General features: G+C 57.8%; 14 protein-coding genes and 1 pseudogene. 9 read left to right on the forward strand and 6 right to left on the reverse strand.

From position 1 onward, the window contains the following. Positions 1-106 precede the first annotated feature (106 nt). Complete coding sequence (locus XalbCFBP2523_RS17145) at positions 107-517, forward strand: hypothetical protein (RefSeq protein WP_249027721.1); 411 nt, start codon at positions 107-109, stop codon at positions 515-517. 424 nt (positions 518-941) lie between these two features. Here the strand turns inward: XalbCFBP2523_RS17145 and XalbCFBP2523_RS10020 are convergent, their stop codons facing one another. Then, the gene (locus XalbCFBP2523_RS10020; protein WP_045765456.1) at positions 942-4,754 is read right to left on the reverse strand and encodes a hypothetical protein; all 3,813 of its coding nucleotides are present in this window, start codon (positions 4,752-4,754) and stop codon (positions 942-944) included. 114 nt (positions 4,755-4,868) lie between these two features. On the opposite strand from XalbCFBP2523_RS10020, the gene XalbCFBP2523_RS10025 reads away from it, so the two are divergent. After that, positions 4,869-5,462: a hypothetical protein gene (locus XalbCFBP2523_RS10025; RefSeq protein ID WP_249027722.1), complete on the forward strand. Its 594-nt coding sequence runs from the start codon at positions 4,869-4,871 to the stop codon at positions 5,460-5,462. On the opposite strand, the gene XalbCFBP2523_RS10030 is transcribed toward XalbCFBP2523_RS10025, so the two are convergent. The 5 genes and pseudogenes from XalbCFBP2523_RS10030 to XalbCFBP2523_RS10050 all read right to left on the reverse strand — a co-directional run. Beyond that, positions 5,446-6,954 (reverse strand): MASE1 domain-containing protein, encoded by a 1,509-nt coding sequence (locus XalbCFBP2523_RS10030; protein ID WP_080928057.1) that lies wholly within the window; start codon positions 6,952-6,954, stop codon positions 5,446-5,448. The two genes, XalbCFBP2523_RS10025 and XalbCFBP2523_RS10030, sit on opposite strands and share 17 nt — an antisense overlap. A 152-nt stretch (positions 6,955-7,106) precedes the next feature. Then, on the reverse strand, positions 7,107-7,667 hold the full coding sequence (locus XalbCFBP2523_RS10035; RefSeq protein WP_045765458.1) for a hypothetical protein: 561 nt from the start codon (positions 7,665-7,667) through the stop codon (positions 7,107-7,109). A 70-nt stretch (positions 7,668-7,737) separates the two neighbouring features. Next, the gene (locus tag XalbCFBP2523_RS10040) at positions 7,738-8,247 is read right to left on the reverse strand and encodes a DUF4189 domain-containing protein (protein WP_080928058.1); all 510 of its coding nucleotides are present in this window, start codon (positions 8,245-8,247) and stop codon (positions 7,738-7,740) included. Positions 8,248-8,298: 51 nt separating this feature from the next. Beyond that, on the reverse strand, positions 8,299-9,426 hold the full coding sequence (locus XalbCFBP2523_RS10045; protein ID WP_045765460.1) for a TrbL/VirB6 family protein: 1,128 nt from the start codon (positions 9,424-9,426) through the stop codon (positions 8,299-8,301). Between the two features lie 1,140 nt (positions 9,427-10,566). Beyond that, positions 10,567-10,815: pseudogene (locus XalbCFBP2523_RS10050) on the reverse strand (IS3 family transposase); the annotation flags it as partial. Between the two features lie 564 nt (positions 10,816-11,379). Between XalbCFBP2523_RS10050 and XalbCFBP2523_RS10055 the strand changes: the two are divergent. The 7 genes from XalbCFBP2523_RS10055 to XalbCFBP2523_RS10085 all read left to right on the forward strand — a co-directional run bounded on the left by XalbCFBP2523_RS10055 (position 11,380) and on the right by XalbCFBP2523_RS10085 (position 20,309). Beyond that, positions 11,380-11,835, forward strand: coding sequence for an avidin/streptavidin family protein (locus XalbCFBP2523_RS10055; protein WP_080928189.1), 456 nt, complete (start codon positions 11,380-11,382; stop codon positions 11,833-11,835). Between the two features lie 590 nt (positions 11,836-12,425). Further along, a complete protein-coding gene (cyoA, locus tag XalbCFBP2523_RS10060) occupies positions 12,426-13,367 on the forward strand; it encodes a ubiquinol oxidase subunit II (RefSeq protein ID WP_012915456.1) in 942 nt (313 codons plus the stop codon). After that, the gene (gene cyoB / locus XalbCFBP2523_RS10065; RefSeq protein ID WP_045757863.1) at positions 13,367-15,367 is read left to right on the forward strand and encodes a cytochrome o ubiquinol oxidase subunit I; all 2,001 of its coding nucleotides are present in this window, start codon (positions 13,367-13,369) and stop codon (positions 15,365-15,367) included. Before cyoA ends, cyoB begins: the two co-directional genes overlap by 1 nt. Before the next feature lie 3 nt (positions 15,368-15,370). Continuing rightward, positions 15,371-15,991, forward strand: coding sequence for a cytochrome o ubiquinol oxidase subunit III (gene cyoC / locus XalbCFBP2523_RS10070; RefSeq protein WP_012915458.1), 621 nt, complete (start codon positions 15,371-15,373; stop codon positions 15,989-15,991). Further along, entirely contained in the window at positions 15,991-16,329 is a 339-nt protein-coding gene (gene cyoD, locus XalbCFBP2523_RS10075) for a cytochrome o ubiquinol oxidase subunit IV (RefSeq protein WP_045765461.1), read from the forward strand. Before cyoC ends, cyoD begins: the two co-directional genes overlap by 1 nt. Before the next feature lie 251 nt (positions 16,330-16,580). Further along, complete coding sequence (locus XalbCFBP2523_RS10080; protein WP_045765462.1) at positions 16,581-18,470, forward strand: M61 family metallopeptidase; 1,890 nt, start codon at positions 16,581-16,583, stop codon at positions 18,468-18,470. A gap of 492 nt (positions 18,471-18,962) precedes the next feature. Next, positions 18,963-20,309: an aminotransferase class I/II-fold pyridoxal phosphate-dependent enzyme gene (locus XalbCFBP2523_RS10085; RefSeq protein ID WP_080928059.1), complete on the forward strand. Its 1,347-nt coding sequence runs from the start codon at positions 18,963-18,965 to the stop codon at positions 20,307-20,309. Positions 20,310-20,362: the final 53 nt, after the last annotated feature.

Raw genomic sequence — 20,362 nt, forward strand, 5'->3', positions numbered from 1 at the left:
GCAACGTCAGGCGGATGCGCAGCAGATGATCCAACAGCAAATGGCGCAGTCCCGACAGGGGCCATCGCAAGGACGTTAACTGAAATTGACAAGAAGGATTACCTGCATGCAAGACGATGAACAGGCCGATTTGGACGTCCACATTGCCGCGATGATCAAGAGGTTCGAGGCACGCTGCGACCGGATCGAACATCGTCTAGGCACCTTGGCGGAGCAGGTGCCATCGCAGTTCCAGGAACATCTGGCGCGCTGGCTGCAGAGCGCTTCGGGTCACGTGGAAAGTGTCACCCGCGCCGGATTGGAGCCACCCCTCGCCGAGGCGCGAGACAAGGTGCAGGGGATTGCCATGGCGGCGGATCAGACGGCGCGAGCATTGCAACTCACCCGGCGCGACATGATCTCCATCGTGCGTTGGGTGTGGATCGGGGTCGGCGTGTCGTTGCTGTGTGCGCTCGTCGCTTTGGTGGGAACGTATAAAAGCTTTACGGCGACTACGCGACCCGTTACGACGCACTGAGGACGCAGTTGAATTACATGGAGGCGATCAACCGCTCGGACATCGTGCCCTGCGGCGATGGCCGGTTATGCGTCAACATCGATGAAAAGGCGCCAAAGCTTGGTGAAAAGAAGCAGTATCGCTTGGTGAAGCCGAGATCCTAGCGGCGACACTCTCATTGCCTGTTGCAGGTTGTGGAGCGAGCTACCCGGAATGGAATGTCAGGCTTTCTTCTTCCCCCAAAGAATTGGGGGAAATTCACTTAAATCCTACTGCTACTCAGGGCGGAGGCGACGTCGAGGGACGTCGCAAGCCGAAACGCTGCCATGGTTCCAATGGCGGCCTGTCGCCTGTAGAGTTCGAGCGGCGCTACGCGCAACGAGGGTCATGAGTATCTACGGAGCCCTGAGCGTATCATTATCGACCAAGATCGGACAGCTATAGCTTATTCGAAACGTTGTTCGCGCTGGCTGTGCTCTTGCGCCTCCCACTCGCGTTCCCGTCGCACCTCCCGCTCCACCTCTTCAAACTTCTCCTTTGCTATATCCCGCACTTCGTGCAAGGGATGCTCCAGCAACTCAGTGAAGGCCTTGACCCGAATCTCCATGATGTCAGCCCGCGAGCCGGACCAACTCATAGGCCGAATTCCCGCAAACATCGTATTGATGATGCCCTTCTTATCCACCGCGGCTTCCAACAAAGCCTTGATGGGCTCGCTAAGAACAACGCGTTTCGGATGCTCCAGCGGAGCATCGCTTGCCTCAGCAGCTGAGTATGCTGACACCGCAGTGGCCACGCGTGCGATCCGATCCTGATCACCCTGACACCATGCGACCAGTCGAGTCACCGGGATGCTATTGAGATACGATGAACTACGACTCAGGTGATACTTGAAAAGATGGTGAATCAATCGATGTTCCCTGTCGCCACCCGTGAAAATCTCACTGAGGACGATCTCCGGGAAGTTGCTGGTTAGCGTCGTGATAATTACATCGAGATCAGAAATGTAAAAACGGAAAGCATCCACTCCGTCGCAAAGAAACTTCACGATTTCCTTGATTTCCTGTTCCGGAGCGGACGCAGACAAGCACTGACAGGCGATACGATCATAGTGGATGTGGCTCAGGTCGATCTTCTCCCGCTCGCCAGACAGCAGATTACGAATGGCCCCGCGTCCGACCGAAAGAAGCTCTTCACTCGGCACATAATTGCTGACGTGGAAACGCATCTCCAGTATACAGAGCGTAGTGTAGATGCCATTATCCCGCCCGTTCAGAACAGCGAGCAGTTCCGACAGTTCGCCGTCGGGAATGGATTCGTGCATGCGGCCATAAGCGATCCCCTGGAACCGCCAAGGCTCGAACTCTCCACCTTGTGCGAGCTCGAGGAGCTTCTTGACTCCCCATGGGGCGATCTTGCGGGCGCCGAGCAGGTAAATGAAATGCAGCCTCAGCAAGGGATGATCCAGCACGCGCTCCTGCATCGATCTCGCTAAACCGGGGTTCATGTCGTGGACCGCACTGATATAGCCTCGAAGCATCAGCGGATGGAGCACAGCAGGCGCCTGCCGTTGCACCAGGTGCGAGAGATGCTCGAAAGTGGCTGTCAGGTCGGCGCTACCGCGTGCCAACCCAATTCCGAAGTGATACAGCGCATCGAACTTGCCTTCCCAGAGCTTGGGACCCAATCGCTCCAAGTAGCTTGGCTCTGTGGCGGCCACCTCACCCATCAAAGCGATCTTCGTTTCGATCGTGTCGACACCGACGGTGTCTAGCGCCTCCGTGCTCTCGACGTGATCACAGGTATTGGCCAGCACATAAGCCTCCATCTCTGAATAGAGGTCGGATGGCGCCGCAAAGCGTTCAAGCGCTTCCAGCCGGGCCCGTAGCTCGGGATGAGCGGCGTCGCCATCGAAACTAAGCGTCTGCTTGATGGCCATCCACATCTTTGGCCAACTGCCCCCGCCAGCATGACTGCGGACGATTGTCTCGAGCTCATCGAAGCAGCCCGCGAATGTCCACAGCCCACGAAAGTAACCCGCCAGCAATGAGCGCGCCCATTCGCGCAGGTCTGGGTCGTCACATGCCAGCGCCGGTCGCAACAAATTCAGGAAGCCGACATACCAGTCGAGCTCTTCCGCGCGCGTGCACGGACGCCAGCCGGAATCTCGTCTCCGTGCGCCGAAGTCGAACATCGAGAAAGACCTCCAATGCATTCCCTCGAACGCGGCGCGGAACAATTCAACTGCGATTTCCCGGTGTTTCAGGCTACCCGACTGGATTAGCTTCCCGACGAAGGCGCACCTGCTTGACGGTGGTGCCTGCGTGCTTGACAGATACAACGAGAAAAGCTCACACATCTGGTTGACGATACCGTTTCTGTTCTCGCCCGACTTCTCACCCTCGGCAAACTTCAACATAATTGCTACGGCGCGATCGAACTTGTCATCGTCGTAAGCAAGTTGGCCCAGCAAGCGCACGAACAAGCTGAAGTTCGGATTCTCGCGAGAGGCAAATCCGGGGCTGGCTGCGGCGTCTTCGATCAGTCGTAGCACGGTTTCCGGGAAGACCGGTGCGATGTACAACAAAGCTGACAAACTTTCTTCTCTGCACGATCCGATGTCATGCAGCGGCCCGCCAGGGGCCACCCAGCTATTCGCCAATCGGAGCGCAGGCTCGAAATCGTGCAGGTATCCCAACCGATGTGCGCATGAACGGAACAGACGCCGGTTCTCGGGCTTTAGAAGCTCGGCATTAATCTTGTCGGGAGGAATATTTTCCAGCGCACGCTTCGCCAAACGGTTGGCAAGTGCGTGCGGAAGAATCGCCCTCCAATCACCGCGTTGCTGCGCCAGCTGACGACGCAGCAACTCGGCTTGGCCCCGATGCAGCACGCTACGATCGAGATCGGAGATGATGCCCAGGATGCCAAGTTCGTCATTGAACTCGGACGGGGATACATTGAACGAATAGACGAGCGAGAGCGCTTCGGCGCTTGCCAAGAGCTGATCGGATGCACCTTTCCGCTGACTGAGCAACCGCTGAAACAGGTCTTCGTCGGAGAAGTTTGTCAGCGTCTCATCCGCATCCACCCGGCTTGCCAGCGCGATTGCGATGCGCGCATTTCCGCCAGAAAACTCGGCAATCTTGTCCGCGCTCAACTGCCCCAGATCCGGGTAGCGCTTCTGGATCAGCATGGAGACCGTTTTCTCGCTGCACGGCTCGAGATGGATTACCTCGGTTTCTTCGGGGCGGTCGTCGGAGATATCGTACTCGATGGTCAGCAGGCTTAGCCTGGCACTGCTCTCAGAGACCTGCTTCTGTAACTGCCGATGCACGTCCGGCGGACAGTTGTCGAGCACTAGTTGAACGGCGTGATCGTTGACGATGAGGTATGAAACCAGTTCGGATGCCGTCGGCGCCAAGCTCTCGCCCAGATCGGCGTAGATTGCGCTGGCAGGAGACAAAGCCTCTTCGCCGACCTCCGCCTCGAACAGCGCCTGCGCGAATCGCGTCTTGCCGACTCCTGAGAGGCCGGTGATGCGGAGGGCACTGCCGGGGCGGCGAAGCCGCTCGCGAGCTAGCTTGATGCCTTCGGATACGGGCATGGGATTCTTCGCACTCGAATTCATGTCGATCACGCAGGGATGGTCGTCAATCAGGAACGCGTCGTCCTGCCCCTGAGGGGTCGCTGCCCACCGCCCGAAAGGCTTCCATCCGGACAAGGGCCGGCCGAGGCAAGCGCGAAGCCACAGCGCCACGCTTGGATGCCGCCGAAGCCAGGTCGCCAGTCGATCCCGACCATAGAAGTCCAGATGCAGAGACGCATTGTTAGGCAGCAGCACGGCAGCCTCCGCCATCCCCCGCAATCGGCTCGCCAGCATGCTGTCCGAACAATCGTCCTTGCCGCTGACGATGATGTAGGCACCATTCCGATCGGCCAGCTCTGCGATAACAAGCTTCGGGGCCCCATTTTCCAGCATCTCGTCCCTGCATGCGGCCCAGGCCATCGTGTGCTTCTTGACCTGGAAGCCGCAGCTCCCACGCGGAACAAAGCCATCGCTGGACGCCAGGCCGGTATCCTCGATACGCACGTCCAACCCGCCGTCGGGCGCTTCCTGCGCGCCGCCCCACGTAACGCTCTTCGACAGACGACCCCGCTGGATCACCTCCGCTTCGCTCAGACGGGCGACCAGCTCACGCAGGTCGCCCGCGCCAAGCGCCGTGATATCTGCAGCATTAAGTTCGAAGAAGCGCATGACTCCCTGCCAGCAATGACCAAACTCCCTTATCAAAGCAGGAAAGATGGTTCGCGTGAAGTCACATATTACCTAGTGAACCGATCCGACTTTGAACTGCCCCCCAGAAGTTGGATGAACTTCAAGGGAGGAGGTCAATCCCTGGGCAGTTCAAAACTTGCTGCCGGTCAAGTTTGCCTGCTTCATTTGTCAACAGGTGACTTGTTGCAGCACGTACCTTGGGGGAGCCTGAAATGCAGGCGAAATCTCCCCATTCAGGGGAAAGGAAAACTCATGGAAATCAAGACAAGCACCATGTTGAACATCGTGTTAGTTGGTGGGCTGCTGGCTGGTGCCAACGAGGCGCATGCTTGTTGCCCAGGTGGCATCCATCACGCTCCTCCTGCGCCGACTGTTGGCCTCGGCGAAAGCTTGCCGAATGCCCGGAATCTGTCGCTAGACCCGGCGTTGAGCATCTACGAGTTTCAGCGCGATGGAGTGGCCTATCTTCAAATCAATGATCTGACAGGAAACGTGCGTGCCGTAGTTGGCAATGTCAGCGGCGCGTTGTGGGTGCTGCCGATGGGGGCTGACGTGTCGCGTGTATCGTTACCAACGAAGCAGAGTGAAGCAAAGGACGCGCTGCTGGTCGGTCAGACTTCGGCTTTTACCGTCCGTGTCATTCCAGATAGTCGTGGTAATAAGTGGGAGATCATGGCCGCAGATTGATCCTTGCATTTAATGCCTCGGAAACGAGGAAGCTAAGGCTATACGCATGGCGGCGCCGGCAGGTGCCGCCATGCGTCTTGAGTCTGGCGGCTAGTTCCCAATCCACATCATGTACAACGTGCTTCGCAGGATTCTGTGGCGATGCATAGGTGATGACGCAGACTGCGATCCCTTGATGATGTTTCGTTCGCCAGACCCTTGCTTTGATGAAATGTCTACTTGCTAATGGTAGAGAGTCGATCACATTCAGTACGCTGCGATAAGCGACCAATTGCAATCCTACCGACAAGCGCTTGGAATCTCCTTTCAGCCTGAGCCTGAACTCCGTATTGCACAGGTTGCTAAACGCCACTGATCGCAGTATTTCATACAGCCCATGGGTTTCGATGCCAAGCGGATACAGGGCGGTCACGTACTCGTCGAGCAGCCTGGCCTGGATCATTTCGGTTCGTGTCATTTCCATCGCTGCAGCATGCTGGCCCTTGGAGCGAAGGTAGGCCACGATGTCCTTCCGCAGTTTGTTGATGTGCACAGTAATGTCGGTGTACTCGACGACGCGCCGTCTAAGGGTTCGTTCCGATTGCAGATAGCTGGCTTGTGCAAGCTGTAGGGCTTCTTCTTTAGCATGACGGAAGCGCCATGTTCTTTCAGTCAACGATGATAAGCGCGATCCGAATACGAACATCCCTGTGGCGGTAGACGCAAGCGCTAGCTGTACAGAAAATACTTCGGCGTTGTATGCGAAAAGCGTTTTTGTGTCGGGTAGCATGATGCCGATGGCGACGTTTGCCAACGTGATACCGATTACCGCTCCACGCCAACCATGTAGCAGCGTCATTGTAATTAGAGGAATAAGCATCATCGACATCAACAGTTGATGCAAGAAAGGGTCTTGGATCATGACTGAGCTGATGAAAAGTGCCAGCACAATTCCCGCGCCTAATATGCCATCCTTCAACAATCGGGAGTTATCTGCTTCATGTTCATTACGCCGTAGCCACAACAGTGCAGGCATGATGAACATCAGCATGCCTAGGTAGTCGCCTAGCCAGAAGCGTATCAGTATCTGTGTGGGTGTAATGGTGGTGTTGCCCTCGAACACGGCATTCATTGCTATGTTGCACAAGGTACTCCAAAGTGCCAGGGCCAACGCTAGCGGTAGGAGTAGGCACTCTTGGTGCAGCAGTCGCGTCATTTTGCGCCGAGCTGCATGCACTGCTAGTGCCACACATGGCTGCATCAGGAAGGAAACAGCGTATGTTCCAAATAGGCTAGCGCTGGGCGCTTGCACTATGAGTAAGCTGATCACCAGCAGTGCTGATGCATCGCCAAGCAGCAGATAAGGCCATAGCCGGTAAGGCAGGAAGAGTAGGGTTGCTGCGCGCAGTCCCGCTGGTAAGTACCATTGATCGACTGAGAGCTGCCAAGCTAACAGGAAAGAAGCGCAGTAAGCCGCACTTAGGAGGAATCCCTTGATGATGTCTCTCGTCATTCCAATCCCTCCTGTCCTTGGCTTTTATGGTTGGAATATATTGCAAATTTCTCAGTGACTGGTAGACATTTATATATTATTATTTTTTAAGCCTGCGAGTATTTCATTCTTATTTTTTAGGATGTGACTTGGTGCATATTTTCCAGTCATTCTTAAGCGACTAATGTTCGTCTCGCCACTTGTTCGGCTATTGTAATGGCATGGAGCAACTGATCACAGGTTCTTTTGATGAGAATTTTTTTCATCAGCAGATAGATCAAAGTAAAGGGTAGAAATAATGTTAATAAAATCCCAGTTTCAGGCGCAGACTTTACTAGTGGTAGTGTAAACGGAAACCCTGTCATGCAGATGGTCCATATCCACGTCACCAGCGATATGCGAGCTACACGCATGAAGGCTTTGCGCAGGTGCTTAGATTCCACTGTACGCTTGCCGCCGGATTGCAAGCGTCTCCAAGTCACTGATGCGTGTACCACCAGCCGTGTCAGCATCGCCCCCATGCCAACATGCAGCAGGACGGCCACGCTGGCCAGCGTCTGAGCCAGCAAAAGCAAAAGGCTGTCTGATGCGCGGTAGGCCAGAATGGTCAGGCAAGTGGTGACCGAGAGGGCCAGGATGGTGATGGTCATCAGGTCGGTGATCTGTTGCGCTGCCTTCTGCCACTGGAAGGGAGGTGATGGTACTTGCTCCACGGCCTTTTTGCTGTAGTCCATTGTATGGCTCCTTGTCGATGGGCTTGATTCAGCAGTGAAGAAGGGGCGTTATACATTTTTTGTGTGGTGATTAGAATTTCTGAAAGATCGGCTCCGTGCAGTTGGTATAGCCGATTTTGCATTCGCTCCCTTCATTGTTTTTTTGACAGTTGGCAATCGCCCTACTGCTTATTTTTTCGATGGAAGGGCCAGATTCGATGCTGGATATAGCATGGCCTGTTCGAACAGGGTCGGCGACGGCGACGCATTGATTTTTGTATGCGCTTATAATGCGGCACTTGTTTTTACTTGCGCTTTCGCATTTTTCCATTGCCTCGTCCTCGGCTTCCGACTTGCTTAGTTTTCCTGTTGATACACCCACTTCATCGGCACCATCATCCGCAATCGCACCCCATGTCTTGAGCCATTTGCCAGTAGGGCGCGGTTGTTGCGGTTGCGGGTTATCTTGTGGGATAGGTACGCAAGATGCCATGCTGCCATTTGATTGAGCAGGAAGTTGACCGGGTGGGCAGCCACCCTCAGCACTAGCATCCAAGGAGGATAGCAAAATCGCAAAAGCGATAAATGCAATGTGTTTCATAACTTCTCTCCTTTATAAAAACGATCTGCCATCGAATCGATGGTTGCAAGATTAGACATCGTCTCGATTTCGTCCGGCCTGTCCGCGTGAACCGGGGGGGGGTGAAGATTGCGTTGACTGTGCGCCATTGTAGTGCCGTGTCGTTTGTGATTTCGCTTCTGAAGATGTATGTGAAACATCATGGCCATTTCTCCCGATCTGCGGCGGCGTATACGACCCAGGCGGTTGCCCCTGCGGTCCGGGGACCGAGGCGGGATTGAAGACGGAGAAGTGCATGAAGTTGGTCATGCTGCCTTGCCACAATATTGCCCCGATTGGGGGTAGGACGACGATCAGTAGGGTGGCAATCAATCCTGCCCATCCCTGCTGCAATGCCTGCGAGGACAAGCCTTCCGCATTGCCCAGGCTGATGACCTTCGCCCCCCAGTAGGCCAGCGCGATCCTGGCCGTCATCTTCAATACGATGGCGGTGACGACCGACAGCACCGACATCGAGAACAACGTGCCGATCACGTAGAACAGCCAGCGTTTGAACAGGTCCTTGGTCTGGTCGAAGATCAGGAACAGGATGAAGATCGGCCCCACCCCGATCAGGAACGCCATCGTGAACTTGAACATCAACAGCATCACCCCGGCCATGATCGGCGGACCGGCCGTGCCGAAGCCGGCCAGCAGCAGCGCGTTTTCTTTCTTTTTGATGGTTTCCGGGTCGCTGGGGTTCACCTGGATTGCGTCCAAGGTGCTCAACGCCAATTGGGTGTAGGTGAGGTTCTCGTCGATGGCGTCGGCGGCGGTGCTGTCCTTCTCGCCGGTGAACAGCCAATGGATTTCCTTATCCAGACCGTCAGTCATGGTTTTATGCAGCAGCGTGCCGTTGGCGCCGATGCCGGCGGCAATGCCCAGGATGACCGACACCTTGCCGGCCTTGATCATGGTCGCCATGGCCGATTCGCGTAATTGTCCGCTGGCGATGCGATAGCCCAGCAAGAGCACCCAGAAGGTGGTGGCGGTCAACGCGATGACGCTTACCCACTGCATCGCGCGGGCCATCACGTCCATGCCGAAGGTGTCGATCTGGTGACTGAGGTAGTTGTTGATCAGCCGGAAGAAGACGTAATCCCCCAGGCTGGTATCTGCCAGGGGGTGTAACCAATTCATCGATCCATCGAACATGCTCATGGCCTTGCGCCTTTATTTGAGAGTGGTAAACGAAATCGTGAAGGGGAGATCCGTTGGACAGGGGCGATACCAGTAAGGCGTTGGCACGACCCGAACCAGATGCAGGGCGCGTGGCAGATGCCTGGCGTAATGGACGCGTCAGGCACGTAGATTGCCCACAGATCATGCGCCCACGGCCGACGGCGGCTGGTGGCGTCCTGAAGCTGATTCGGGGGTGGTGTGCTTGCTCAAGCCATGGTCCTTATGCGCAGGTGATGCCGACGTGCAAGCCGTTATCCTATTGGATACGACATTGTGCCGGAGCTGTCAAACGCAGGCCCATCCGGGGGATGCAGCGCGCGCATGAGTCCGGCACTGGATCACAGTGCCCACCGCCATGCTGACGCTGCCGGCAATCAGCCGACACGGTTTGGGCGTACTAAGGTCGCCATTCAAAATCCGGAGGGAGGTTGCTCGATCAGCAGCCAGGGACAGCGAGGTACAGACTTGGCGTTGCTACCGACTGACCGTCCTGTGCCGACTGGATATGGCCTTAGCATACAATCCGCCGCAATCGCGCGCGCGAGGGATTCGGATTTGATTATTTTGGACATAAAAAATGCCCGGAGTTCGTCGTAATCGAGTGTGCTTATGACTCAGGTGCGCTGGCGCATCGCCAGAGTAAGCAAGTACCTTCTGCCCCACGAGCTGTGGTGCTATGCACTACCGTGATGGCTAGTCATGCTAGGCACGATCCGAGTCGGGTAAAGCCGATGCCGTTTTCATGGAGGACGCAGCACAGGCTAACGGACCCCGGAGGGGAAGGCCCGAGCGCTGGCGAACCTAAGCCAGAATCATGGCGATGGGCTGGTGCGTGAATGCGCAAGCGCCATCCACCTGGGGGCAACATTGGGGGCATCTTTTACTATTTCCGCGCAGAAGCCTTGAAAATCCAATGTTTTTGTTGCCTATTTCCGCACCAGAGCCTGGATTCAGTAGCTGCCTCAGTCGCTACGATTCGATACGAAACGCCCGGGCCGTAAGGGTTTCGGGCGTTTCCGTTTTTGGTGTGCGGCACGATTTGCACGACATCGATCTCCCCCACTCCGCAAAAATTCCCCATAAGATGCCCGCATGGCGAGCATCCAGAAATCAGGGATGCCTGATCCGTTCGCGTTTGAGCAGACCGAAGAAACTCTGCATCGGTGCATTGTCGTGGTAGTTGCCGCGACGACTCGTGCTGCGCACTAGGCCATGGGCCGCCAGGAAGCATTGCCCGTCATCGCTGGTGTGGGCCGAACCTTGATCCGAATAAACCAATCCAGCGGGTTTGGGATCGCGCCGTCAAAGCGCGGATAGTAGGGTTTGCAAGATCAGGTCGGTGTCGGCGCGATCACGCATCGTCCAACCGTTCGGCGCCTCCACCGTCTTGAACCTGCGATTGGTCACTTGGCGGGTCCCATCTATCTTGAACTCATCTGCATCACGCCTGCTGCTCATGGACACGTTCTAACTCGCCATTTTCCATGGCCCTGAGATGTTTAGGAAACACTGAGCGATTCATCTTGGGCCGCGTTGAAGGCGCAATCAGAAAATATTTCTGAGAATATTAAGAAAAAGTTCAATCCGAAGGCTGCTTTTGCAAATCCCGCCACGATGTTGTTTCAAATGGGATGTCTATCCATCTCGTGCGGTAGACGGTTTACTCTGTAGGCATTGACACATATGGCGATCAGGTAAATTATCGTGGATAGATCAAGCTGATCTGCCCGTAATCTGTTTAGCCAAGGTTTTCACTATCGTTAAGTGATTCAGTCATTGCCACTTTGTCTTTCATTGGCTTTGTTGGTGGCAGTGAGTGGTGGCATAAGAATGGGTGGTTTCCTAGCTCGTTTCCCTATTCGGTTAGTCAGGCCTACCCAATAGCTTTTCTGGTTTCGAGCTTTTCTGGTTTCGATTACTTAGGAGAACATGATAATGTCAACGCACATACATCGCTATGCGGCTTGTCTTGCACTTTTGGCGGGCTGCGCCTCGCTGGCCCACGCCGAGCCCACATGCACCAATCCGTTGGGGAGATGGAAAAACGAGTTGGGTTCCACGCTCATTGTCTCGGAGTTTGATGCTTCTTCCGGGAAGATATCAGGTAACTATATCTCGCCTTCCGGAACTACCGGTTCTGAGTATCCGATGGTCGGGTGGATTAATAATGCTTCACCCACTAAGTCAAACAACCGGACTGTATTCACTTTTTCCGTGCGATGGGGTACCTATGGCAGCGTCACCGCCTGGACCGGCACCTGTGTCGATGGAACAAAATACAAGCCCGCGTTGATTACGACGCTTTGGCATCTGGCGCGAGGTAGCTCCGATTATTCCTGGGATCATGTGCTGACCAATACCGACGGTTTTGCTGCCTTGCCCTACTGACCGGCTAACCAGCGCCGCACAATCGATTCCAGGCGCGAAGATTTTTCCATATTTTATTTAAAACATGTGGAACTCCATGGCCAGAGGAAAATATCCATTTGAATCGGATATCTCCTTTGGTCATTTTTTATCTGCTCGGCCTGCCGAAAGTGATCTGGACCGATAACGGTTACGATGCATGCTTCAACGCGTACGGTTTCCCGGCCCTGCCGCATGCGCGCACCGAGAGAGTGCTGGCGACGCATCTATCACGAGGGGCAATCTCATCTTGCCTAGCAGCGCATCCAGCCCGGAGCGGCTTGGATTGCATTCATCTCATGGCGTGGTGAGATGCTGACGTCCGGAACGGTCCATCGACCCACTGCGACCCCATGTCGCAGCTCGGTGCGGCAATGTGTCGCACATCAAACCAGGGCGTTGCGCCTGCTTGGGCGGCGCCATGGCTTCCGGAATTGTGGCACGGCAGCATAAAATACCCAGGTGATCGCGCAGGCCGGTCCGGATGCGGCGGTAGATGCGGACGGACCTTGCACGGCACGCCGCCCTTCGTTCGGGTGGTTCGCATTCCTTTACGCAAGTTGGATCGTTCGATGATTCCGTTGAAACAACTCCGGCGTTCGCTGCGCTCCGGTCTGCTACTACCGGCCGTGCTGCTGTTGGCCGGCTGCGACTCGGCCATCCTCAACCCCAGGGGGCAGATCGGCCAAGACGAGAAGACGTTGCTGATCACCTCCGTCGTGTTGATGCTGCTGGTGGTGATCCCGGTCATCGTGATGACCCTGGCCTTCGCCTGGCGCTATCGCGCCTCCAACACCAAGGCCCGCTACGAGCCGAACTGGTCGCATTCCACCGCGATCGAAGTGGTGGTGTGGTCCATTCCGTGCATGATCATCCTGGTGCTGGCCGTGCTCACCTGGCGCTCCTCGCATGCGCTGGATCCGTACAAGCCGCTGGAGTCGCAGGTCAAGCCGATCACCATCGAGGCGGTGGCGCTGGACTGGAAGTGGATGTTCATCTACCCGGAGCAGGGCATCGCCACGGTCAACGAGATCGCCTTGCCGGTGGATACGCCGGTGAATTTCAAGATCACCTCGGACACGGTGATGAACTCGTTCTTCATCCCGCATCTGGGCACGCAGATCTATGCGATGGCCGGCATGGAGACCAAGTTGCACCTGATCGCCAATGAGCCGGGCGAGATGTTCGGCCTGTCGGCCAACTACAGCGGTCACGGCTTCTCCAAGATGGGCTTCACGGTGCACGCCACCGACCGCGCCGGCTTCGATGCCTGGGTGGCCAAGGTCAAGGCGTCGCAGAAGACGCTGGACCATGCCCAATTCCAGGCGCTGGCCGCCGACCGCAACGACGAGGCGGCCTATCCGGTGACGTACTACGCCTCGGTGCAGAACGGCCTGTTCAAGTCGTTGATCGACAAATACATGATGGGCAAGGGCCACGACATGGACGGCCACCACGCCCATCCGGCATCGGCGGTCGAGCCGGTCGCCATGTGCACTTCTGGAGACAAGTGATGTTAGGCAAACTTACGCTCGAGGCGGTTCCGTACCACGAGCCGATCATCATGGCCGCCCTCGGGGGCGCGAGCCTGTTCGGCCTGCTGGCCGTGGCGGCGGTCACCAAGTACAAAAAGTGGGGCTATCTGTGGCACGAGTGGCTGACCTCGGTCGACCACAAGCGCATCGGTGTCATGTACATCCTGGTGGCGCTGGTCATGCTGCTGCGCGGTTTCGCCGACGCGGCGATGATGCGTACCCAGCAGGCCATGGCGCACGATGGCAATCCGGGCATCTTCCCGCCGCATCACTACGATCAGATCTTCACCGCGCATGGCGTGATCATGATTTTCTTCATGGCCATGCCGTTCATGACCGGCTTGTTGAATCTGGTCGTGCCGCTGCAAATCGGCGCGCGCGATGTCGCCTTCCCGTTCCTGAACTCGCTGAGCTTCTGGCTGTTCGTGTCCGGTGCGGCGCTGGTCAACATCTCGCTGGGCGTGGGTGAGTTCGCGCAGACCGGCTGGCTGGCGTATCCGCCGTTGTCGGAGTTGCAATACAGTTCGGGCGTCGGGGTGGATTACTACATCTGGGCGTTGCAGATTTCCGGCCTCGGCACATTGCTCACCGGCGTCAATTTCTTCGTGACGATCATGCGCATGCGCGCGCCGGGCATGACCCTGATGCGGATGCCGATCTTCACCTGGACCGCGCTGATCACCAACATCCTGATCATCGCCGCGTTCCCGATCCTGACCGTGGCGCTGGCGCTGCTGGGTGCCGACCGCTACCTGGGCACGCACTTCTTCACCAACGACGGTGGCGGCAACGCCATGATGTACGTCAACCTGATCTGGATCTGGGGCCACCCGGAGGTGTATATCCTGATCCTGCCGGCGTTCGGCATTTTCTCCGAGTTGATCGCCACGTTCAGCCGCAAACGCCTGTTCGGCTATGCCTCGATGGTGTACGCCACCTCGTGCATCGGCGTGTTGTCGTTCATCGTGTGGTTGCACCACTTCTTCACCATGGGCTCGGGTGCCAACGTCAATGCCTTCTTCGGCATCACGACGATGATCATCTCGATCCCGACCGGGGTGAAGATCTTCAACTGGCTGTTCACCATGTTCCGCGGTCGCGTGCACATGACCGCGCCGGTGCTGTGGACGATCGGCTTCATGATCACCTTCACCATCGGTGGCATGACCGGCGTGATGCTGGCGATCCCGGCGGTGGATTTCGTGTTGCATAACAGCCTGTTCCTGATCGCGCACTTCCACAACGTGATCATCGGCGGCGTGGTGTTCGGTTACCTGGCGGGTCTGACCTACTGGTTCCCGAAGGCATTCGGCTTCAAGCTCAACGAAACGCTGGGCAAGGCGTCGTTCTGGTGCTGGATCGTCGGCTTCTTCATCGCCTTCATGCCGCTGTACGTGCTGGGCTTCATGGGCATGACCCGGCGCATGAACAGCTACAACCATCCGGAATGGGCACCGTGGCTGATGGTGGCTGCGGTGGGGGCGGCGATCATCGGTGCCGGTATTTTCCTCAACCTGCTGCAGATCGTTTACAGCATCTGGAAGCGCAAGGACAACCTGGACCTGACCGGCGATCCGTGGCATGGCCGCACCCTGGAGTGGGCGACGTCCTCGCCGCCGCCGTTCTACAACTTCGCCGTGCTGCCGCACATCGACGACCGCGACCAGTTCTGGGAAGACAAGGCGAAGGGCAAGGGCTGGACGCGTCCGGCCAAGTACGAGCCGATCCACATGCCACGCAATACGGCGGCTGGCTTCTGGATCGGCGCCTTCGGTGTGGCCCTGGGCTTTGGTTTGACTTGGCACATCTGGTGGATGGCGCTCGTCGGTCTGGTCGGCATGGTCGGCAGTTTCATCGCCCGCACCTTCGATGACGATATCGACTACTGGGTCCCCGCAGAGGAAGTTGAGCGCATCGAGAACGCGCGTTTCGCCCTGCTGGAACAGCAACAGGCGGCGCATGCCGCAAAGGCGCTTTGAACCATGGCTTCCACGACGCTCGATCACCACGCCGACCACGCGGACGGCCACGACCACGCACATCACGACACGGGCGGCAGCACCGTCTTCGGGTTCTGGGTCTACCTGATGAGCGACTGCCTCATCTTCGCCGGCCTATTCGCCACCTACGCCGTGCTGGCGGGCGCGACGGTGGATGGCCCGACCGCCAAGGAACTGTTCGACCTGAAGTTTGTGCTGGTGGAAACCTTCCTGCTGCTGTTCAGCAGCCTGGGCTTCGGCTTGGCGATGATCGCCGCGCACAGGCGCAGCATGGGCGGCCTGTATGCCTGGCTCGCGGTCACTGCGGCCCTGGGCCTGGGCTTTCTGGGCATGGAGCTTTACGAGTTCCATCACCTCATCCACGAGGGTGCCGGTCCTGGCCGTAGCGCGTTTCTCTCGGCCTTCTTCACTCTGGTCGGCACCCATGGCCTGCACGTGGCCTCGGGCCTGCTGTGGATGACGGTGCTGGTGATCCAGATCGCCAGGAACGGCCTGACCCCGCGCAACAGCACCCGTTTGGCGTGCCTGAGCCTGTTCTGGCACTTCCTCGACGTGATCTGGATCGGCGTGTTCACCATCGTTTACCTGCTGGGAGCGCTGTAATGGCCCACCATCCTTCTTCCGAGGCGCATGCCGACCCGTCGCATGGCAGTAGCCTGAAGTCTTATCTGATCGGCTTCGTCCTTGCCGTGATTCTCACCGTGATCCCGTTCGGCATGGTGATGAGCGGTGCATTCCCCAAGGGGGCGACTGTCATCGCCATCGCGGTGATGGCCGCGGTGCAAATGCTGGTGCATCTGGTCTACTTCCTGCACATGGACCGCTCGCCTGAACAGCGCTCCAACGTGCATGTGGGCCTGTTCTCCTTGTTGATCATCGGTATCGTGGTGGTCGGCTCGCTGTGGGTCTTGCACAACCTCAACGTCAACATGCTGCACTGAACCCGCTGAGTCCCACCTGGATGCTGCGACGGGCCGCCTGCATGCGGCCTGTCGCATTTTGCGCTCAGCGTCGTGTTTGCTGCGTGGGTGAAACGCGGCTGCATGCGCTGTTGTATGCCGTTTGCCTGCGACGTTACCCTGCCCGTTGGTGTGAATGCTGCTGCGCATGACCTATGGCATGGCACGCAGGTGCTGTTGCAGGCATAGCATGGTCGTTTTCTTGTCCGTTATCGTTCCCTTGGGGAGAGTTCATGAATAATTCCACCGCCTGGATGGCGCTCTTGCTGCTGGCCGCCACTGCTCCGTTCCAGGCTGCGGCCCAGACCGCGCCACCGCGTGATGTGCCATTTGCCGGCACGTTGAAGATCGATGTCGATGCCACCGATCTGCCGCATCGCATCTTTCGCGTGCGTACCACCATCCCGGCGACGCCAGGGCCGATGACCTTGCTGTATCCGCAGTGGATTCCCGGCAATCATTCGCCGACCGGGCCGCTCGACAAACTGGCCGGATTGATCATCAAGGCCAACGGCAAGGTATTGCCGTGGACGCGCGATCAGTTCGACGTGTACGCGTTCAAGATCGAGGTGCCGGCCGGCGTCAACGAAATCGTCGCCGAGTATCAGTTTTTGTCCTCGCAGGGCAACGGCCAGGGCCAGGTGATGATGACTCCGGAGATGCTCAACCTGGAGTGGAACACCACCATGCTGTATCCGGCGGGTGTGTACGTGCGCAACATCATGACCCAAGCCAGCGTGACCTTGCCTGCGGGCTGGAGCTACGCCACGGCGTTGGACACCGCCACCCGTTCCGGCGACAGGGTGACGTTCAAACCGATCACGTTGGAAGATCTGGCCGATTCGCCGATGTTTGCCGGCAAGTACTACAAACGCATCGTGCTGGACGCAAAGAGTAAGGCGCCGGTGGCGCTGAATGTGTTCGCCGACAAGCCTGAAGCCTTGGACGCCAAGCCCGATGGGATCAAGGCGCATCAGGTGCTGGTGCAGCAGATGGACAAGCTATACGGCGCACGTCATTTCGATCACTACGAATTTTTGCTGGCGCTGAGCGAAAAACTTGGTCGCGTCGGCCTGGAGCATCATCGTTCCAGCGAAAACAGAGAGCCGTTGGATTATTTCACCGATTGGAACCAGAGCTGGCAAGTGCGCGACCTGCTGCCGCACGAGTTCAATCACTCCTGGAACGGCAAGTATCGCCGTGGCGTCGACATCGCCACACCGAACTTCAACGTGCCGATGGGCGACAGCCTGTTGTGGATGTACGAGGGCCAGACCCAGTTCTGGGGCCAGGTGATCGCGGCGCGCTCGGGGTTGTGGACGCAGACGCAAGCGCGCGACGTACTCGCCAACGTCGCGGCGAGCTACCAGCGCGGCCATCCCGGCCTGACCTGGCGCGCACTGCAGGACACCACCAACGACCCGACCATCTCGCTGCGCCGGCCGCGCGCCTATGACAGCTATCAATTGAGCGAGGACTATTACTCGGGTGGGCAAATGATGTGGCTGGAGGTCGATGCGAAGTTGCGCGAACTGAGCGGCGACAAACGCTCGCTGGACGATTTCGCCAAGGCATTCTTCGGCATGCACGACGGTGCCTGGGACGTCAATACCTACACCTTCGACGACATCGTCGTCGCGCTCAACGGTATTGCCAAGTATGACTGGGCCAGCTTCCTGCGCAGCCATCTCGACGGTCATGGCTCACTGGTCGGTGGTATCGAGGCCAGTGGTTGGAAACTCGTCTACACCGAGAAGCCGAACGAGGCCAGCACGAATACCGAATCGCGCGGCAAGAGCCTCAACCTGACCTATTCGTTGGGCCTATATCTGGACGAGCGGGGCGAGGTGGATGATGTGCTATGGGATAGCCCGGCGTTCGCTGCCGGCATCATGGCTGGCAACCGCATCGTCGCGGTCGCTGGTCGCGAGTACAGCGCGGAAGCGCTCAAGCAGGCGATTACCGCAGCCAAGGGTGGTGGCGCGCCTCTGGAGCTGCTGGTCAAGCGTGGCGACCGCTACGACACGCTGCGTCTGGATTACCACGGCGGCTTGTTGTATCCGCATCTGGAACGCATCGCTGGCAAGCCGGATCGTTTGAGCGAGCTGTACAAGACGCGCTGATGGCCGAGTGCGTCTGCCGATGCCGTGCGCGCTGAGGGCGGCATCGGTGGTCGCCACTCGTCGCCGCGTCGTTGTGACCGTATGGTGTGATCGTGTGTGCTTGGCATCGCCGAACGTGTGCTGGACATCGCATCGCGGCGCTTGCAGAGCGTTGCCTGTAGAGGTTGGAAGCGCTGCGCCATTCCCGGTATCGAATGGGCGAGATGCAGTAACAGGTGGCGACCTAGTGCCGTCGTGTACTGTGTGTGGCGCAATTTGCTCACACGCCATGCTGCGTGTCATCCGATGCATCATCGGTGCAATGGGGGCGAGTATTGCGTCGGTGCTGCTGTATCGTGCATTTGCTTTGGTGTGGATGCGCAAAATTTATGTCGTCACCGTGTAAGTTGATGTGGCGATGGATGGAATCTTTATGGGTGTGCGCTCTAGTGTAGAGCGCCCGGTTACATGGGCTCTCAATTCACTCGCGTTTCCCTGTGCAGGCCCTTCCCCATGCAGTCGTCTTCTCATACGCGAGCTTCCGGTGCCGATGTTCTGGAAGCTTCCGATCCCTTGCCGCAAAGCGGCGAAAACTTCGATCCCGCGCTGCTGTTCGGCAACCTCGACATGAACGTGCGACAGCGCGCGCGCTACGTCGATACGCTGGTCCAGCAGGATCGCCAGCATGCGCGCATGCCGTACCACCGCGAAATCGTCTCGCCTGCCGATCGTCAAGTGATGGTGCTCGATCGCGATACCGGCAAGGCGCAGCCCATGCTGATGTTCGGTTCCAACAACTATCTTGGCTTGGCCAATCATCCGCATGTGCGCGAGCGGGTCACCCGCACCATCGCAAAATACGGCACCGGTATTGGTGGGCCGCCGTTTCTCAATGGATATCTCGGCATCACCCGCGAACTGGAACAGCGCCTGGCGGCGCACAAAGGCCAGGAAGACGCGATGATCTTTTCCAGTGGCTTTTCCGCCAACCTGGCGCTGCCGGGCGCACTGATGCGCGAAGGTGATCGGATGTACTACGACGCATATTCGCATGCGTCGTGGTTCGATGGCTTGAAGCTGGCGGGCGTCAGCGCGCGTCGCTTCCCGCACAACGATCTGCAGCGGCTTTCGCACTGGCTGGGTCAGCATGATTGCAGCGGCCGCGACGTGTTCGTCGCTGTCGAGGGCGTGTATTCGATGGATGGCGACCTGGCGCCGTTGGATCATCTGGTGACGCTGTGCAAGCGCCATTCGGCGATGCTGGTGGTCGACGATGCGCACGGCACCGGTGTGCTCGGTGCGCATGGTGGTGGCAGCGGCGAGCACTTCGGCGTGGCGAAAGAGATCGACGTGTTGATGGGGACATTCAGCAAGACGCTGGCTGTCAACGGCGGCTTCGTCTGCGGCTCGCGCCCGCTGATCGAATATCTGCGCTGGATCTCGCGTTCTTACATGTTTTCCGCTGCGTTGCCGCCCGCCACTATCGCTGCGGTGCATGGCGCATTGGACGTGATCGAAAGCGAGCCGGAGCGCATGTGTCAGTTACATGCCAATGCCGCTTCGCTGTGCGCGCGGCTCAACGCCTTGCGCTGGGGCTTGAACGTGTCCACACCCTCGGCGATTCTGATGGTGCATACCCCGGCGGACATGGATGCCAAGGCGGCGGCGATGCGCTTGCATCAGTTGGGTATCTTCGTCAATCCGGTGCATTTCCCCGCAGTGCCGCGTGGACAGGAGCGCTTGCGGATCAGTGTGATGTCCACGCACACCTCGGAAGATCTGCAGTGTCTGGCCGACTGTATCGACCAAGTCTGGGACGAACACGCGCGCGGTGAGGCGCGGCTTCGCCAGGCTGCCTGATCGGCGTCGCAGCGCGCTTGCCGTTCTCGCCTGGCGAGACGCGCTGCGGTTAC

This window comes from Xanthomonas albilineans (assembly GCF_002939705.1).
Lineage (GTDB): Bacteria > Pseudomonadota > Gammaproteobacteria > Xanthomonadales > Xanthomonadaceae > Xanthomonas_A > Xanthomonas_A albilineans.

Excerpts from the sequence above, each read along its gene's own strand:
- cyoD (WP_045765461.1), top strand. The coding sequence starts at position 15,991 with ATGGCCCACCATCCTTCTTCCGAGGCGCATGCCGACCCGTCGCATGGC.
- XalbCFBP2523_RS10040 (WP_080928058.1), bottom strand. The coding sequence starts at position 8,247 with ATGAAACACATTGCATTTATCGCTTTTGCGATTTTGCTATCCTCCTTG.
- cyoB (WP_045757863.1), top strand. The coding sequence starts at position 13,367 with ATGTTAGGCAAACTTACGCTCGAGGCGGTTCCGTACCACGAGCCGATC.
- cyoA (WP_012915456.1), top strand. The coding sequence starts at position 12,426 with ATGATTCCGTTGAAACAACTCCGGCGTTCGCTGCGCTCCGGTCTGCTA.
- XalbCFBP2523_RS10025 (WP_249027722.1), top strand. The coding sequence starts at position 4,869 with ATGAACTTCAAGGGAGGAGGTCAATCCCTGGGCAGTTCAAAACTTGCT.
- cyoC (WP_012915458.1), top strand. The coding sequence starts at position 15,371 with ATGGCTTCCACGACGCTCGATCACCACGCCGACCACGCGGACGGCCAC.
- XalbCFBP2523_RS10085 (WP_080928059.1), top strand. The coding sequence starts at position 18,963 with ATGCAGTCGTCTTCTCATACGCGAGCTTCCGGTGCCGATGTTCTGGAA.
- XalbCFBP2523_RS10020 (WP_045765456.1), bottom strand. The coding sequence starts at position 4,754 with ATGCGCTTCTTCGAACTTAATGCTGCAGATATCACGGCGCTTGGCGCG.
- XalbCFBP2523_RS10035 (WP_045765458.1), bottom strand. The coding sequence starts at position 7,667 with ATGGACTACAGCAAAAAGGCCGTGGAGCAAGTACCATCACCTCCCTTC.
- XalbCFBP2523_RS10080 (WP_045765462.1), top strand. The coding sequence starts at position 16,581 with ATGAATAATTCCACCGCCTGGATGGCGCTCTTGCTGCTGGCCGCCACT.
- XalbCFBP2523_RS17145 (WP_249027721.1), top strand. The coding sequence starts at position 107 with ATGCAAGACGATGAACAGGCCGATTTGGACGTCCACATTGCCGCGATG.
- XalbCFBP2523_RS10045 (WP_045765460.1), bottom strand. The coding sequence starts at position 9,426 with ATGAGCATGTTCGATGGATCGATGAATTGGTTACACCCCCTGGCAGAT.
- XalbCFBP2523_RS10030 (WP_080928057.1), bottom strand. The coding sequence starts at position 6,954 with ATGACGAGAGACATCATCAAGGGATTCCTCCTAAGTGCGGCTTACTGC.